This window comes from Sulfolobus islandicus Y.N.15.51, from assembly GCF_000022485.1.
Classification (GTDB): domain Archaea; phylum Thermoproteota; class Thermoprotei_A; order Sulfolobales; family Sulfolobaceae; genus Saccharolobus; species Saccharolobus islandicus.
In genome coordinates this window covers 1727294-1743394 of record NC_012623.1, presented here as the reverse complement: position 1 = coordinate 1743394, position 16101 = coordinate 1727294, and the positions used below count along the sequence as shown (strand labels likewise).

Below are 16101 nucleotides of genomic sequence, written 5' to 3'. Positions count from 1 at the left end.
TAATACACTAATATCTATATCGTGCCATTGGATGATTTAAATAAGCTAGTTAGGGAGAGACTTGGCATCGAAACTTACCCTTATCAAAAGTATATTAGTGAAGAAATAGAGAAAAATCTTGATAGAAAGCGGTTCATTATAATTTCAATGCCTACCGGTAGCGGGAAAACACTAATCGAACTATCCGTTGCCTATCATTTAATTAACAAGGTTAATAATATAATTGTATTAGAACCCACTCGGCTTCTTTGTGACCAAATGTATCATAGATTCTGGAGGAAGGTCTTCGGTGATAATGTTGGCGTAGAGTATGAGGGAAATTGTGAGTCCTTTGAAAAAGGCAAGAAAATCATAGTATCAACTCCATTTACAACAGCCAAATGTTTAGACAAGGCAGAAGCAATGATAATTGATGAGGTACATCATGCCTTTGGAGATGCTAGATACGAGGAGATATTAGTAAATTTAGAGCCTAGATTTTTAATAGGGTTTACTGCGTTACTACCCTCTTATAAAAAGTATCTTATAGACCCCCGTTTAATTAAGTTATTAGGTCAACCCGAGTATTTAGTCTATGACTTCAAGAGCCTTACTAAAATAGATCCGTCCTTTAAACTCCCTAAGGCAATAGCTGATATTTTCGACTCAGAGTTTAACAACTTAGAGGATTCAGTCTACGAGGCCTTCTTCAAGGGATTAATAAAAGGAAATAAGGAAACGATTAAGTTCTTAGAACTCACGTTCTATACTTATGGCAAAGAAGCTTTCTGTGAAAGCTATAGAAGATTAATTGGGAAAGTAGAGGAGAGTCCTTACATTGATTCAATTTGCGATTCAAAGGATTTAAGTCACAAAGCTAGAGCATTAAGAAGCGTCTTAAATATTTATAGAGTTGAGGAATTTAAACCAGTGCTAATATTTACCTCCAGGAAGTCAACAGCGTATGAATTCGAAAGGGCTATCTCTGATCTAGGGAAGGTAAAAGTAATAACCGGAGACTCATCTAGATATGAGAGGTTAAAAGTCGTACAAAATCTTAGAAAAGGAGAAATTGACGTTCTAATATCGACAATTGTAGGAGAAGAGGGAATTGATATACCGGAAGCTAAATTATTAATAATGACAGACGTGCCTCAGAGTGCATTAAGGTTCTATCAAAGATTGGGAAGATTAATAAGAGGAAAGGAAAAAGAGGAAGGAGAGTCAGCTATAAAATATTTAGTTGTAACGTTGACCCCAAAGACTTCAGAATATGATAATCTAGATGAGGCATTAAGAAATCTTTACTTAGAAGGAGTAGATGTGAGTTACCTTATTGATAAGAGGGAAGATAAGGGACCAGTTGCTAGGGTAGTAGAAATTATTAACAAAAGCGGTGGACAAGTCTTAATCAATCAGATAGACGATACAAAAAAGAAGAGTAACCTCTCATTACTCTCATTACTTGAATCAAATGAAAGTAAGTCACATGTTGACGAATATATTGATAGGACATTGAGAGATGGGAAAGCGCTGTACTATTACGATGAAGAGATGATGGGAAAGCTAGCTAGTCAAGTGTTATTAGGTAGTTATTGTAATATAGGTTTTGGAGAGACTTACATAAGGTTATGTAATAGTGAGTATAAGAAAATTGGAGAGATTTTATTGAGGAAAAAAGGAAATATTAAACTAGACAGAAAAAGTTCTCTTAGGCCTTTCATGAAGCTATTCCTCTCAAGTAATTTAAACGAGGTAATGAAAGAGTTAAGCGAAAAGAAAAGTAAGTATGAGAAAGAATTGGAGGGAAAAGATTATAATGTTGAGGTTCATATGAGCAAGATTGGAAATGGTCTTTTAGCTCAAATCTTAATCTCAGCTAGTGTTGATTCAGTTACTGTGAATCCTAAAATCCAAATAAATTATTATGACCTCAAAGATGAGAAGTTAGTCAAATTAAATTCTCTTCTTATAGCCTATAGCAGTCTAATCAATTTCTATAAACTAACTTCTACTGGTAATGGTAAGGTAAACTCCAGATAGGGTTATCACGGAGCCAATTATCTGGAATAACGTTGGGATTACGCCCAACACGGCGAAACTGGTAACGTAAGCCATTACTGGTACTAATAAAGACCCAGTACTTGCGTAAACGGTTCCCAATTCCCTAACTCCATTAAACCAGAAGTAAAATCCTAGAATTTGGGCTATGATAGCTAAAAGTAAAATTAAGGATAGTGTAACTAGGCTAAATTTGAAATAGTAGTCGATTGGAGTAAAAGCTAGGACTATGGGAACTGAGGTTAGGGCCATAAATGCGTTAAGTTTAGCGATGTTTTCATTAGCTAAATTTCTGGAGTAATAAATAGTACCTACAGCCCATAATATCCCAGCCAACAATCCGAAAACCAACCCAATATCAAATGATAAGGTTGCTGAAGATATTACTCCAATTACTCCTAAAACTACTCCGATAATCCCTTTAGGTGTGATCTTATAACCCAGTAACCTTTCAATTATCAGAACAAAAATTGGTTGTGTATATATCATTACCGCTACTAAACCTGGATTTGTAGATAACCCAATTCCAAGATTTATGAGAATTAAGAAGAACGCGAAGTTAAGCAAGCCATTTACAAATTGTTTCTTACCCACTGATAACCCCTTCCCTAGAGTGAGAAAGAAAATTGCAGCTATCCCAACTCTAAATGCACTAATGATCATGGGCGATGCTGAGTAGGCAATTATTTTAGTTAAAGGGAAGGCAAAACCCCAGAATAATGACAACGGAACTATCCACCTAAGGAATGAGATTGTAGTTCTCTGCATGCAGTTAAACAGAAAATAGTTAAAGATTAAAAATCTTAAGCTCGGTTTTATTTATAACTTTTAATGAGAGTTCATTATTTTCGTGAATTATCGATAAGGTTTTGAAAATTAGATAATATTCATCGAAATTAAGGCATTTCATGGCTAGGTATGTCTTCCCTACTTTTCTCCTATCGTAAATTAACCTCCAATCCTTCAAGTTTCTTATCTCGTTGCATTCTCTTCTTCTTATATCAAACATATATTCATGAATATAAAAATTAAAGTAAGTAATTCCCTTCTAGTTAGTCTAGATGATGAAGCTTAACCGATTTTCTGAGAGAGATAACATCCTTTATGTTAAGCAGTATTCTGTTCCCCAGTGAGAAGAAACAAGTCACGATACAAAAGTATGAATACCATTTATCGGAAAACCACTACATTTTATAATTTTCATGAATATTTCCGTTAATGTTTATTTTATATCTAAAGGTAAATAATAAGATTTTACTGATTTAAGACAGAAACCTTATAATCTAATTGTGTTTTTTGAAAGTGTCGTATTGGCTACAAATTCTCTTTTTGTCTTTAAGGCATGTGTAAATTTGCTTCACACTGCTACTCTAATGATGAGACCTCCTTTCTTTATCTCATATAATATCATTTTGTATAGTATATACTACTTTAAAAAAAGAAACATCTAACATTTATTGCTAACTAACTTTATAAACTTATAATGAGATATAGTTAATGATGATGGATTATGGCTCAAGTTGCAGTAGAGGAAACCCAAAAGTTCCTTCCCATACTTAGAATAACATTAGGATTTATGTTCTTCTCAGCCTTCGTTAGAAGAGCTATTAATGTACCAGCTAAACTAGACCCAAATAGTAGCGCATATGTAGGAGGAAAATTAATAACGTTCCTTCCTCACGCATGGGCTCCAATTAAGGGAATGTTAGAAAGCATTCTGTTAAACCCCAGCTTACTCTACGAGTTTATAATATTATTTACAGCATTGGAAGCTATTTTCGGGTTGTTCATGATATTAGGGTTCCTAACGAGACTGTCGGGACTCGTACTAGCTGGATTAGCTTGGGGAATAGGTTTGGCTGCTGGATGGTTAGGTTCAACATGCGTTGATGAGTGGCAAATAGCAGCAGTTGAGGGCGCTGCTGCGTTCATGTTTGTCTTCACTGGGAGTAGATGGTTTTCAATTGACTACCTCTTAGCTAAAAAGTCAAAGGGAATAAGGGTTGGTAAATATAACATACCCCTATGGTGATGAAGGATGAATGGCAAGGTTATAACAATAATTGCAATCATTATGATACTATTTAGTACGGGTGTGACACTAGGATTATACCAGATAAACTTTCAAGGGCTTGGAAATTTAACCAACTATTCTAAAACTCCAGCCTACTCTCTTGTGGGTACTAGATTATACGAAAATGGCACATTGTTCCTACAAGTAGCTAGGACTGCTGGTCCAGATACCTATGGTGGTTTCATAGTACTGGTCCAACTACTATATCCAAACGGTACAGTATTATATCAATGGACTGGTCAACAACTAGGTATTTTGCCAAGCAGTAGCATAAAGAATGAATTCCCTCTACATCCATCTAAGCCAATTAAGATAGGGAATTATGGTGTTGGTATAGAAGTCCCATTAGGGCAAAATTCTACGGTAATCTTGCAATTGCCTCACCCAATATCACCAGGGACTTATATTATAAAAGTGTGGGATGCTGATGGACAGTCAGCGGCATATGGAAATAAGTTCCAGATTATTGTAAAGGTAGATTCTTAGCAAACTAATTATTTTTCTCTCTTTCCCTCTTTTTCCTATTAATTTTAAATAATTAAGTCCATATTATTTGGTAATGAAAGTAGGAGATGCGTTATTTAAGCTAATGAATGAGATAGGACTATCCATCTCCGCAGCGAGACTTTACACCTTAATCATGTTTTGTAAGTGATGATAATGGCTTATTTGGAAAAAGGGGTGTAATGTCAAGCTCTGAATTGATAAAAAAGTTATAATTTCATCCAATACTTTATCAATTTTGACGCGGAGTTCTTAAGTTCATTCTCAAATTTCTTTACATCTTCAACCATACTTTCATTTCCTCCATATAGTTTTACCCATTTACTAATCATTTCCGAATCCACCTCAACGTGAAATTGTACACCTAAAGTTCTTTTTAGCCTAAACACTTGGAAATATTTGTTGCTATAGCCCAGCAATACACCATTTTCTGGCAACGAGAATGTATCACCGTGCCATTGGAATACTAATAACTCCTCGCTACCCATAAAATCCTTTAACTCTCCTAACAACCTAACTTTTTGAACACCAATTTCTTGTCCAAAACCACCCTTAATTACTTTACCGCCTAAGGCTTCGGCAATTAACTGGGAACCTAAGCAAATTCCCAATACTCTCTTGTTTTGCTTATACGCGTTTTTTACTAATTCCATCTCTACGTTTAAAAAGTGATATTTATCCCTTTCATAAACTCCCATCGGTCCTCCCATTATTATTAACGCATCAAATTGTTCGTCTCCCTTAAGTTCTTCAGCCATTATTTCCTTAACGCGAGGTAAGAATTTCTTTAACGTACCTAGTGTTTCCATTGAATGATTATAAATTGCTAGTATGCTCATATGTATAAAAATAAGGGAATGTAGAAATATAAGTATTAATGGCCAACAGCTCTAACGATTCCCTGCCTTACCAAATTCCCTAAAATTCCCGTCAAACTGTCTCCAAGTATGGACGTTGATAGGTCAAACTGTATTCTAGCGATAATACTATGCTAGAATACGTATATCGAATTTTATTTCATTGAATTTCATTATTCTCTACGTTTTTATGGATCATTGTAAAGATTCTCTGTATAGAGAGTATATAATATTTATTATGATAAAACTATATATCACTACCATAGATTAACCTGTAAATCATTTGTGCTCTCCTAGCTGGATAAGGATGAGTGGATAAAATGTCCTTAAATACACTAACCTTAGTTCTCAACCACTGTTCAACCAGCAAGTAAGGATCTTTATCTTCAACCTTTACTCGTGGTGCTGTCACTATAATTCCAGTAAACGGGTCAATCCTGATATTTTGCATATAAATTTCAATTTTAGCTAACGCGGTAGCTAAAGCCTTCGATCCCTCTCCTAATACTAGAAATGAGTTAAATCCGCATAGGATTCTCTAAGCCTATTAAACCATAAGACGAATATTTGTAAGATGAAAGTTACAATGAAGATAACAAATCCTATTGCCAACGCTGCTATAGCGAATAATAGTTCAATTTCATCAGCTGCAAGGAATATTGCCAAATATCCGAAATTCATCAGTAGCGTACTAATATATCCTAATACTGTAGGAATTAGACCTATTGTCATACCTATCTCAACATCTCTATGCTTTATGTGCCCTATTTCATGAGCTATAACTGCAGTTAATTCATCAATGTTAAGGATATTTAATAGGGGTAAAGTTATTCCAACTCTCATCCCGCTTAATCTATTGCCGTAAGCAAAGGCATTAGGATAAGGTGCGTCAATAACGAAAACCCTAGGGGGTTTAATTTTAGACTCTTCCGCTATTTTCCTAACTAAATTGTAAAGCCAGCCGTACTGTGGATCGTTTGGAAAAACCTCATAACCGCCTCTTCCCACTACATAAGGAGATATAATCCATTGGAATAACCAAAAAATTACGAGAGCTGGAAATATAAAAAATAAAGATATATGAAGTAGAGAGGCTATTCCCATTAATACTATACCCTCTGATATAATAGTTAGACCTAATGAGATAATCATACTCGATAATAACCTTTGTTTTACATCCATGATAAAACCTTGTATATCTCTTAATAAAAACCTTTTGCAATACCACTTAAGATTCCGCTAATAATTGCTATAATCCCCAAGATTATTACGAGTACAACTACCTTATTCGTCCTAGCAAATCTCAATAATGCGTTAATGAAGAAGATACTAACAAATGTAGCAACTACGATTGAAATTAACAAACCGGATAGGCTTACCGAGTGAACTGCTTGTGAAACCTCATGCTTGCTGAAAAGTAAAGTCACACCTATTGCACCTAGTGCGGCTGGTATTAATGAAATAAAGGATAGTTTAAACGCTTCCTCTGGCTTTACGCCTAACAATATTAACGCAGATGTGGTCATTCCAGAAAGGCACATAGTGTTAGTTTCAGGTGGACCGGGAACTGGTAAATCAATTTTAGGAAAACAATTCCTATATAACGGGTTAACAAAGTGTGAAGGAGGTGTATTTGTAGCCTTAGAGGAACATCCCGTCTCTGTACGTAGAAGCTTTGAACACTTTGGATGGGATGTGAGAAAATATGAAAGGGAAGGGAAATTCGCAATAATTGACGCATTTACAGGTGGAATTGGTAGTGCCGCACAAAGGGAGAGGTACGTTGTGAAAAACATAGATGATGTTAAGGAGTTATCAGAAAACATTAGAGCTGCAATAAAGGATACAAATGCTACTAGAATCGTTGTGGACTCAGTAAGTACGCTTTACTTAACGAAACCAGCGATGGCTAGGAGTATTGCAATGCAATTGAAGAGAGTTATTTCCGGTCTAGGATTTACTGCGATTTTCGTAAGTCAAGTTTCAGTTGGGGAAAGGGGATTTGGTGGGCCAGGTGTAAAACACGCAGTTGATGATATAATAAGGTTAGACCTTGATGAAGTTGAGGGTGTAATGTATAGGTCAATAATCGTGTGGAAGATGAGGGATACTAAGATATCGATGGTTAGGCATCCAATGGATATAACTGATAATGGAATTGTTGTAAAATGGGATAAGTATTTGAAAATGACTAATTGGTCAGTTTCAATACAACCATTACCGCAAAAGGATGTTGACGAAATGAAGAAAGCTGTTGAAGAAGCCGAAAAGGAAGTGGAAGTAAAGGTAGAAGAAGAGGAATAGAGATAGTTATTTAACAAACAGTATATTTTTTAACTTATGGATAGGGTTAGCATTTTTTCACTAATAATCTCAAGGGTTTTAAGAAGTTCATCGGCTGGTATAATATTTGTAATCCTACCTTACTTGGTTTTAGTTGAGTTGAAATATTCCTCATTATTCTTGGGTTTTGCATATACTGTTGGTACCTTTGCTACAGCCATATTTGGCTTAGCTGTAGGTTATCTCGCGGACTTATATGGAAGGAAAAATACTTTAATCCTAGCTTCGCTTCTGCTACCATTAAGCGCATTACTCTTATTCCTAAATCACTCCCTAATAGCACTTCTTGTCGCATCAGCATTAGGAGGGTATTCTGCAACTGGAGCAGTTGCTGGAGGTGGAATTGGGGGAATTGTTGCGCCAATACAAAACGCCTTAATTACTGAGATAATCGAGAACGAGAATAGAACGTTTTACTTCTCTCTTTTCACATTTCTATCTGGAATATCCGCTTCAGTTGGCTCACTTATAGCTGGATTATTTAGTTCAGAGCAAGAGTTTTTGATTGCCATAATAATGGGATTTCTATCAGTTTTTGCACTACTTCCCATAAGGACTAAAAACATAAGGGCTAAGTCTGCTTCCTTGAAAAGCAAAGTCGTCATAGGGAAATTCTCAATTACAGGATTATTAAATGGTATATCTGTAGGTCTAATAACTCCATTCCTAATTCCGTTCTTCATAATCATATACCACACACCAAAATCTGAGATGTCAATATACACTTTCCTTAGTAGCCTTATCGCTTCCACACTAATCCTCATAGCACCATTTTTAGATAAGAAGATGGGATTTGTGATGAGCATAGCTATTACAAGAGGTGTAGGAGCGCTTCTTTCAATTATAATGCCCCTTATAAGGATCTTTCCAATATCTTTAGGAATCTACCTTATACTTCCTGCCATCAGAATATTAGCACTACCTATACAACAAAGGGCTATGACGGAAATGGTAAGTCAAGACGAGTTAGGTAGAGCAATGGGGATCAATCAAGTTACTAGATTAGCAGCTTCCTCTGGTTCGACAAGCTTAACCGGTTACTTATTCTCAGAATCACAGATTGACTTACCATTCTTGGCCTCTGGTATCATAATGGCTTTAAATATTTACATGTACTATAAGTTCTTTGGAGGAAAAAATGAAGTTAATAGACCTTCACGAGGATCTAGCCTACTCAAACCAAGTAGGGACTGATGTAATTGAAGGTAATAGACAGTCCAGTATAAAAATGCTTAAAGAGTTCGACTCGTTAATTTTTGCCTCAATTTTCCCCCATGTTGATACTTTAGACGAGAGAAGTGAGGAATTAACTACCCTTTATGGAAATCCGACTAGGTCAACGAATTTTTCTCTTGAACTATTTTTAGATCAAGTTAAGTTTTACTATTATTTGGAGAGGAAGGGTATAGTGAAAATTGTGAGAAATGCTAATGATATTGAGCCAAAAGGCGTTAAACTACTATTGTCATTAGAAGGTGCTGACGTTTTAAGAGATTACAGTGATCTATATCTTTTAAAAGAACTTCACGTTCTAAATTTAGGTTTAACTTGGAATTACGATAATAAGTTCGCATCGTCATGCATGGCTAAGAAGGATTATGGATTGACTTCAGAGGGTGAGGAATTGGTCAAATTGGCTAATAAATTGGGAATAATAATAGATCTAGCCCATGCTGGTAAGAGAACTGTTTTAGAGGCTACGTCAATCTCTAAGAAACCAGTAATCGATTCCCATACTAACTTTACCAGATTAAAACAGCACAAGAGAAATTTAGACGATGAGGAGATAGAGGCTATCGTTAAGACTAAGGGTGTCATGGGCATTACTGCTATAGTATCAACTCTTAAAGAGCCAACAATTAATGGTATTGTTGAGAGTATAAAATATCTAGGGGAATCGTTTGGTTGGGAATACGTTGCCATAGGTACTGATTTTCTAGGAATAGGTGAAACACCAAAAGGGTTTGAAAATATCTTGAGAGTTAAGGAGTTGGCTAGGGCAATAGAGGGACATGAGGAAGAGGTTTTATGGAAAAACGCCTATAGGGTAATAAAAGAGAACTTATCTTCTGGCTAGCAGAATTTCGATTTACGTTGTTCAAGGGTAATGTGATGAGGAGATTTCAGATTTTTATTTATATTCTCATTTATTGATGGTATCTAAATATAAAGGATTATTAAGTCAGACTTAACCAAACACTTTTTAATATTATAGATTTATTTTTAGGAGAATAATTTTAATTCTATAGAACGGACTGAGAAAATGAACGAGGCAATGTTCCGTGACTTTAATGACACACATGGGCTGAGAATAGATACAAATTCATGAAAATTCAATGGAGCTCTAATTCCAGTAATAGAGCAGATTCGTAATGTTTGATAGTGTCGTCGTTAAGCTACAAATTCTGGGATTAACCTTCTCTCCCATAAGACTAGGGCTATGGAGTACATCATGGTGCGAATGCTCCTATTTACTGCCTTCGTTGCTCTCTTGAATCTAATTAGCCTATCCCTTAATGAGGAATGAAAGGACTCGTTCGGGTTAACTGGCGAGACAACCGTGTGGTCTTTCAACCAGAAGTACAAGTTATAATCATCGCTCACCCATCTACCCTCGTCAGGCAAATACTTTTTGACCTCAAGGAAAGTACTCTCATCCCTATCCCCCACAGAGTAAATGAGGTAAACTCCCAGCTTCGTGTACACGTAACAAGTGAAAACCCACTTGTAAAAAGCCCTAGCATTCTTGTACAAGTAAGTCCACATCTCATCAACAACCTTAGCAACAACCTTACCCTTGACCAGCTCCTTAGCCCTACCCCACAACTCAACCAACTTCTCATGCTTTTTCCTACCATAACGCTTAATCCAAGTGAAAACAGTACCAAGAGGTACGTTAAGCACCCTAGAAATAGCCCTCATACTCATACCATTAGCATACATTCTCAAAGCCTCCTCCCTCAACTTCCTAGAATGATGATGATAACTAGCATCACCCAAGAAGTACCTACCACAATCCCTACACAAAAACTTCTGCCTACCCAAAGGCCTACCACACTTAACAACATGATGACTACCACAAGAGGGACAAGAAACGTCTTGCCTAAATACAGGCTTCCTACCCATAAGTAATACTCGTTATACAAATATAAATAACTTAACGACGACACTACCGTAATGTTTTAACAGTTGATTCAAAAGCATAGAAAGAATTTTATCTTATGCCTAAACACTATTTAATCTTTTAAATACGATATTGATTCCCTCTTATCGCCAAGCTCATGCCCACGTAGCTAAAGTTTTTTATATTTGTATGTCTATATTATTACGGGGATTTAAAATATGGTGTTTAAAAATATAGTCGTAGCATATGATGGTTCGGAAAATGCCAAAAGGGCATTAGATGTAGCGATCGATTTGGCAAAAAGATATGAGGCCAGGCTTACAATAATCGAGGTAATAGATACTTCAGTGTTGGTCGGAATGGGTTTAGGTCCAATACCAAGTGAGGTAATAAATGAAATGTATAATAAGGCTAAAAAAGACGTAGAGGAGGCTAAGGAAAAAGCTATAAATAGTGGAGTTAAAAACGTCGAAGCAGTAAATATTGAGGGAGACCCTGCCACTGCAATAATGGACTATGCCGGAAAAGCGGGAGCTGATTTGATAGTTACTGGAAGTAGGGGATTATCAACTGTTAAGAGAATATTCCTAGGTAGCGTCTCATCTAGAATTGTTCATGAGGCTAAAATACCAGTACTAGTGGTTAAGTGACTTTTTCTTCCTCTATACCCATCCTTTCAGCCCATCTCTTTACTATATCATAACCGAATTTTCTTATGAACTCTTTTCTGCCCTCCTCAGTCATCATTAATGGTATCCATTCCGTATCTAAATCCAACTCTACCCTTATACTTTTAGCCGGTATGCTTTCCTTAATCACTTGCTCGACAGTATACTGCAAATCTTCAGTAACTGGGCAAGCTGGTGTTGTAGCTCCTATTCTAACGTACACGTCCCCATCATCACTTATATCTATTTGATAGATTAATCCCAAGTTAACTATATCTATTGGTATTTCAGGATCATAAACCTCATGTAGACCTTGAATTATCTTTTTCTTCCATTCGCCTTTTTCCTTCTCATTCATATATTTTTCTTCTATACATTTAGAAAATTTATATAGCACCCCTAAGTAATGAGGTTCTGGTTATTTATAGTCTTTTTCATAATAGCTGTAACGGGGGGGGGGGGGCTAAAATTAGTAAATCTAGTGTTAGTAATGGGAGCTGTTGGGCTGAGCGTGTTGAGGACCTTAAAAAGGAAGCTAATTAGCAAGAAGCCCAAGAACCTAAACGAGACAAAAGCTAGGGCAATACTTGGAAGGAATGAAAATTAGCGAAATAGCAAAAATACTACAAGTTCACAAAAGCACAGTATATAGATGGATCAACGAATTCCAGAGAGAGGGAGAAAAATGCCTATTCCACAAGGAAAGAAAAGGAAGAAAAAAGAAGGTAAACGAGAGGGAAATAAAGGTAGAAGAAATACAAGGAAAAACCATATGGGAAGCAAAAACATAGAGGAGAAGTTCAACGTAAAAATAAGCTACAGCTTGGAGAATAGCGAGAAAAAGACTGAAAATACCCTACATAAAACCCTACAAGATCGACAAGAAGAGACCAATAGATGCTGACTTAGGGAGAGGTTGAAGGGCGTTATTAAGAAGGGTGTAAAAGTGTTTTTCATGGACGAGTCTGGTATTCGTCATGATCCCTCTAGGGTTTGTATGTTGTTAGGGTTGATTATCCAAGTGTTAATATTCTAGCTTGTATTCCCTTGTTTGATGGTAAGCCTTGTTTTATGCTCACAATGTTGATTCTAGGGTTTTCGCTAATTTTCTTTACTTGCTTAGGGTTAGGAATTCTGGTAATGTCGTGTTGATAATGCTAAGTTTCACAAGTCTTCTTATGTTTTCGCTACTGCTTCTAGGCTTAACATTACTTTGCTTTTCTTGCCTCCCTATTCTCCGGATTTAAACCCAATTGAGTTGGTTTGGGAGGATTTGAAGCGTTGGGTTAATACTTATTATTACTCGTGTTATACTCTAGAATTGAGGATGAGTTCTATTATTTGGTTTCTAAGGGTAATTATACTAGGTATTGGATTAATAAGTTTCATGACATGCTTGAGGAAGGTATAAGTATGGGAAAATTTTTCTCATATTTGATTTATTATCTATTAACAAGTTTTATCTCACAATAATACAAGCTTTTCTCAATGTTTTTCTATATTTTGTATTGAGGGAAGTTAAAAGCCTGTTGCAGCTATTATGAAAAAGACTATAATAACTATAATAGATTTTAAAACGACATGTTTATTAGATTTTTGGGATTATAATATCATGTGATAAAAGAGCCTTACATTACGTTGCTTAATAACATGGTTAAAATAATGAAAGAGGAATTTAAAGATGATCTCACCTCAGTTGTACTTTACGGAAGTGTTGCTAGGGGAGATAATAGAAATGACAGCGATGTAGATTTATTAATAATTATAAAGAACCTGCCTAAGGATAGTATGCTTAAGAGAATTAGATTATTTGAGACTAAGGTTGAGGATAAGCTAAACTTAGATGAATACTGGAAAAATGGTTATTATATATCGCTTTCACCAATTCTTAAAACGCCAGAAGAGGCAGAGAAAATTTCTCCTCTCTATTTAGACATGGCATATGATGCGATAATACTTTATGACAAGAATCAATTCTTCACTAAAATACTACAAAAACTAAAGGAGAGACTTAAGGAATTAGGAGCTGAAAGGGTAAGAATGGGTAAGAAATGGTATTGGGTACTTAAAAAAGATTCGAAATTCGGCGATACAATTGAACTTTAACTCCTTAGCCTCCTCATATATCTCACAAGCTGAAGAGAGACTAAACTTAGCTAAAATAGAATATGAAAGAAAGAAATATAATATTGTAGTTAGACTTTGCCAAGAATCTGTAGAGCTTTCTCTTAAAGCATGCCTTAGACTTGTTAATATAGAACCACCAAAATTTCATGACGTAGGCCCTATATTAAAAAATAACGCCGATAAATTTCCACAATGGTTTAAGGAAAAAATAGATATTTTTGCGTCATACTCAAGATCTCTAAGAAAAGAAAGGGAATTGTCAATGTACGGTGATGAAGAGACGAATACCCCACCAGAATTACTCTACTCAGATTATGACGCTCAACAATCAATTAAAATGGCCGAAGAAGTGTTAGAATACGCAAGAAAATTATATGAAGAAAAAAGAACGAAGCAAAATGTTTAATCTCTTTAACGAGACTAAAATAAATCTTTGATTCTTAATGATTTAATTAAAAGAATTATAATCTTAAATCTTTGCTTAAATCTTATAATAAACTTATCTTTATCTTTATTATTTTTACTCCTCAATAGTTTCAAGAAATGAAGAGGGATCATTTGTGAACGCCTCTTCACAGTGAGGACAACCACATGTATAAACTTCTAGGCTTTGATATTCTATCTTTATTGCATTGCTCTTATCTCTTTCCACAAAACATACGGGACAGACGACAATATTTTTAGATTCATTTATATAATATTCTGGATTTTTAAGAAATTTCTCCCTACAATCCTCGCAACAGAAATAATACTTTAAGCCATTATAAATTGTTGATGGAACTTTCCTTGAGACTTCGGATATTTTTAGCAATTTTCCAGAACCTAATAATATAAGCCTCTGCAAAGAACATTTGCAAACAGGGCATATTAATGATCCTCTGGCAACTATTCTAGCCATTATAGTTCACTCTCCTTGAAATTTATAATTCGGTAATTATGCGGGGTTCCATTAGAAGCGTTGACCATCACTTGATTTAATTTACCTATATTTATTTTACTTTTTTTAGATAATATAGTGTAATGAGCCTTTTTAGATTCATGTTGTAAATTAACAGCTATATCTAAAATGTTAAACATTTTTGTTAATAAAGAATTTATCCTATTAACGCACTTTTCACAACTCACATCATCAATTATTAAATCATATTTGTAGATCTTACTCTGTAAATTCATGAATAAATGAATATATGATTAATTATTTAAATCTTTCTTATAAGGCATTAATGGTAAATATTAGGAAAAACTTTATTAATAAAACGATAATGTATAACATATGAATATATTTTCATATGTCAAAAATGCCTTCATTTTCACGTTCTTGAATGACAGAAAATATATCCTTATTGCAGCTTTCTTGATTATAGCTCTTATGTTAGGCTATTATTATCTATTCTATTACTTTGGGTTTGGTTATTTAATATTCAATACCGCGTTTATATACTACGTATTGTTTGTATCAGTTATACTCTCAATATTCATAGGTCTCTCCTTAACCTTTACCATATATTCAATTTCCAAGAGAATTAAGGTTACAAAGTCTGTAATAGGTTCAATAATTTCAAGTATTCTGCCTAGTACATTATGTTGCTCCTCTATCTTGCCTACCATAATATTTAGTATAGCAGGTTCCTATACAGCTATAACCTTAGGCGGAAAAATAGAAGCAATTTCTCGTTATATAATCTAGTATTTTCTGTAATATCAATATTTTTATCTATTATTAGTTTTATTCTCGCATCAAAAAATATAGCCACTTGTGATCTATGTAAATTTGAGGTAAAAAGAAAATGAACAATAAAAATAAAAGGAATGAGGGATTAAAACGCAGTCGCATAGCGATTTATTCAGTGATTTTTATAATAATATTGATAATAGGATTATATTTTATATTATCTAAATCAAATAATGTAGGCGTGGCAGTAGGTGATATAGCCCCCAATGCCACCTTTACCCTTATTAATGGAACTAAAATTAACCTATATAATTTTCACGGTAAATATGTACTTCTTTACTTTATAGTAACGTGGTGTGAAACTTGTGCAGAGGGATTACATATCTTATCTCAAATAATACCAACATTAGCTTCAAAAAATATTACAGTGATTGTAGTAGAATCATATAACGATTTAGGTTATCAGGGCATTCCATTAAATGAATTTATAAAATCTTATGCTAATTCTAACATAACTTTTTATTACGGTTACGCTACATTAGCTATGACGAAAGAATACAACCCTAACGGTTATTTAGATATATATTACCTATTATCTCCTTCTGGAAAGATAATATATATAGCAGTTGTTCTACTTTAACGCAGCTTAAAGATTTTCATCAAACCCAGAGCACCCCCTAAACGTATTTCGG

18 protein-coding genes and 3 pseudogenes are annotated in these 16101 nt (G+C 34.9%); 12 read left to right on the top strand and 9 right to left on the bottom strand.

The genetic code is table 11. The features are described from left to right. Positions 1–21 precede the first annotated feature (21 nt). Positions 22–2022: a DEAD/DEAH box helicase gene (locus YN1551_RS09620; RefSeq protein ID WP_012717652.1), complete on the top strand. Its 2001-nt coding sequence runs from the start codon at positions 22–24 to the stop codon at positions 2020–2022. On the opposite strand, the gene YN1551_RS09615 is transcribed toward YN1551_RS09620, so the two are convergent. Both YN1551_RS09615 and YN1551_RS09610 read right to left on the bottom strand, forming a co-directional pair. Next, positions 1984–2808 carry a DMT family transporter gene (locus YN1551_RS09615; protein ID WP_012717651.1) on the bottom strand — a complete coding sequence of 275 codons (825 nt, stop codon included), beginning with the start codon at positions 2806–2808 and terminating at the stop codon, positions 1984–1986. The two genes, YN1551_RS09620 and YN1551_RS09615, sit on opposite strands and share 39 nt — an antisense overlap. Positions 2809–2827: 19 nt before the next feature. Continuing rightward, complete coding sequence (locus tag YN1551_RS09610; RefSeq protein WP_048052324.1) at positions 2828–3049, bottom strand: hypothetical protein; 222 nt, start codon at positions 3047–3049, stop codon at positions 2828–2830. A 501-nt stretch (positions 3050–3550) separates the two neighbouring features. On the opposite strand from YN1551_RS09610, the gene YN1551_RS09605 reads away from it, so the two are divergent. Together YN1551_RS09605 and YN1551_RS09600 are read left to right on the top strand one after the other, a co-directional pair. After that, the gene (locus tag YN1551_RS09605; protein WP_012713294.1) at positions 3551–4072 is read left to right on the top strand and encodes a DoxD domain-containing protein; all 522 of its coding nucleotides are present in this window, start codon (positions 3551–3553) and stop codon (positions 4070–4072) included. 6 nt (positions 4073–4078) lie between these two features. Beyond that, a complete protein-coding gene (locus YN1551_RS09600) occupies positions 4079–4600 on the top strand; it encodes a TQO small subunit DoxA domain-containing protein (RefSeq protein WP_012715962.1) in 522 nt (173 codons plus the stop codon). Between the two features lie 227 nt (positions 4601–4827). On the opposite strand, the gene YN1551_RS09595 is transcribed toward YN1551_RS09600, so the two are convergent. The 3 genes and pseudogenes from YN1551_RS09595 to YN1551_RS09585 all read right to left on the bottom strand — a co-directional run. After that, entirely contained in the window at positions 4828–5457 is a 630-nt protein-coding gene (locus YN1551_RS09595; protein ID WP_012713296.1) for a type 1 glutamine amidotransferase, read from the bottom strand. Positions 5458–5722: 265 nt separating this feature from the next. Then, a pseudogene (locus YN1551_RS09590) lies at positions 5723–6657 on the bottom strand (zinc metalloprotease HtpX). Positions 6658–6677: 20 nt separating this feature from the next. Beyond that, positions 6678–7007: pseudogene (locus tag YN1551_RS09585) on the bottom strand (undecaprenyl-diphosphate phosphatase); the annotation flags it as partial. Between YN1551_RS09585 and YN1551_RS09580 the strand changes: the two are divergent. Genes YN1551_RS09580 through YN1551_RS09570 form a run of 3 tightly spaced genes read left to right on the top strand, consistent with a single transcriptional unit; the run spans position 6982 to position 9895 of the window. Then, positions 6982–7779: a KaiC domain-containing protein gene (locus YN1551_RS09580; RefSeq protein ID WP_048052463.1), complete on the top strand. Its 798-nt coding sequence runs from the start codon at positions 6982–6984 to the stop codon at positions 7777–7779. The pseudogene YN1551_RS09585 and the gene YN1551_RS09580 sit on opposite strands and share 26 nt — an antisense overlap. 36 nt (positions 7780–7815) lie before the next feature. Further along, positions 7816–9012 (top strand): MFS transporter, encoded by a 1197-nt coding sequence (locus YN1551_RS09575; protein ID WP_012713299.1) that lies wholly within the window; start codon positions 7816–7818, stop codon positions 9010–9012. Further along, the gene (locus tag YN1551_RS09570) at positions 8957–9895 is read left to right on the top strand and encodes a dipeptidase (protein ID WP_012710842.1); all 939 of its coding nucleotides are present in this window, start codon (positions 8957–8959) and stop codon (positions 9893–9895) included. The genes YN1551_RS09575 and YN1551_RS09570 overlap by 56 nt, the downstream gene beginning before the upstream one ends. A 314-nt stretch (positions 9896–10209) precedes the next feature. Here YN1551_RS09570 and YN1551_RS09565 read toward each other — a convergent pair whose 3' ends face one another. Beyond that, entirely contained in the window at positions 10210–10944 is a 735-nt protein-coding gene (locus YN1551_RS09565; RefSeq protein ID WP_012717648.1) for an IS1-like element ISC796 family transposase, read from the bottom strand. 216 nt (positions 10945–11160) lie between these two features. Between YN1551_RS09565 and YN1551_RS09560 the strand changes: the two genes are divergently transcribed. Continuing rightward, entirely contained in the window at positions 11161–11592 is a 432-nt protein-coding gene (locus YN1551_RS09560) for a universal stress protein (RefSeq protein WP_012715966.1), read from the top strand. Here the strand turns inward: YN1551_RS09560 and YN1551_RS09555 are convergent. Further along, positions 11585–11968: a metal-sulfur cluster assembly factor gene (locus YN1551_RS09555; RefSeq protein WP_048052323.1), complete on the bottom strand. Its 384-nt coding sequence runs from the start codon at positions 11966–11968 to the stop codon at positions 11585–11587. The genes YN1551_RS09560 and YN1551_RS09555 overlap by 8 nt on opposite strands. 147 nt (positions 11969–12115) lie before the next feature. Here YN1551_RS09555 and YN1551_RS15970 point away from each other — a divergent pair. The 3 genes and pseudogenes from YN1551_RS15970 to YN1551_RS09540 form a co-directional block, all read left to right on the top strand. Continuing rightward, a pseudogene (locus YN1551_RS15970) lies at positions 12116–12958 on the top strand (IS630 family transposase); the annotation flags it as partial. Between the two features lie 266 nt (positions 12959–13224). After that, the gene (locus YN1551_RS09545) at positions 13225–13716 is read left to right on the top strand and encodes a nucleotidyltransferase domain-containing protein (protein ID WP_012713302.1); all 492 of its coding nucleotides are present in this window, start codon (positions 13225–13227) and stop codon (positions 13714–13716) included. Continuing rightward, positions 13706–14143 carry a HEPN domain-containing protein gene (locus tag YN1551_RS09540; RefSeq protein WP_012713303.1) on the top strand — a complete coding sequence of 146 codons (438 nt, stop codon included), beginning with the start codon at positions 13706–13708 and terminating at the stop codon, positions 14141–14143. Before YN1551_RS09545 ends, YN1551_RS09540 begins: the two co-directional genes overlap by 11 nt. A gap of 114 nt (positions 14144–14257) precedes the next feature. On the opposite strand, the gene YN1551_RS09535 is transcribed toward YN1551_RS09540, so the two are convergent. Continuing rightward, on the bottom strand, positions 14258–14635 hold the full coding sequence (locus YN1551_RS09535) for a YHS domain-containing protein (RefSeq protein WP_012717644.1): 378 nt from the start codon (positions 14633–14635) through the stop codon (positions 14258–14260). Further along, entirely contained in the window at positions 14635–14910 is a 276-nt protein-coding gene (locus YN1551_RS09530) for a hypothetical protein (RefSeq protein ID WP_012715969.1), read from the bottom strand. Before YN1551_RS09530 ends, YN1551_RS09535 begins: the two co-directional genes overlap by 1 nt. A 100-nt stretch (positions 14911–15010) precedes the next feature. Between YN1551_RS09530 and YN1551_RS15965 the strand changes: the two genes are divergently transcribed. Then, complete coding sequence (locus YN1551_RS15965; protein ID WP_012713305.1) at positions 15011–15424, top strand: hypothetical protein; 414 nt, start codon at positions 15011–15013, stop codon at positions 15422–15424. Positions 15425–15584: 160 nt separating this feature from the next. After that, the gene (locus tag YN1551_RS09525) at positions 15585–16049 is read left to right on the top strand and encodes a peroxiredoxin family protein (RefSeq protein WP_238527812.1); all 465 of its coding nucleotides are present in this window, start codon (positions 15585–15587) and stop codon (positions 16047–16049) included. The last annotated feature ends 52 nt before the right edge of the window (positions 16050–16101 follow it).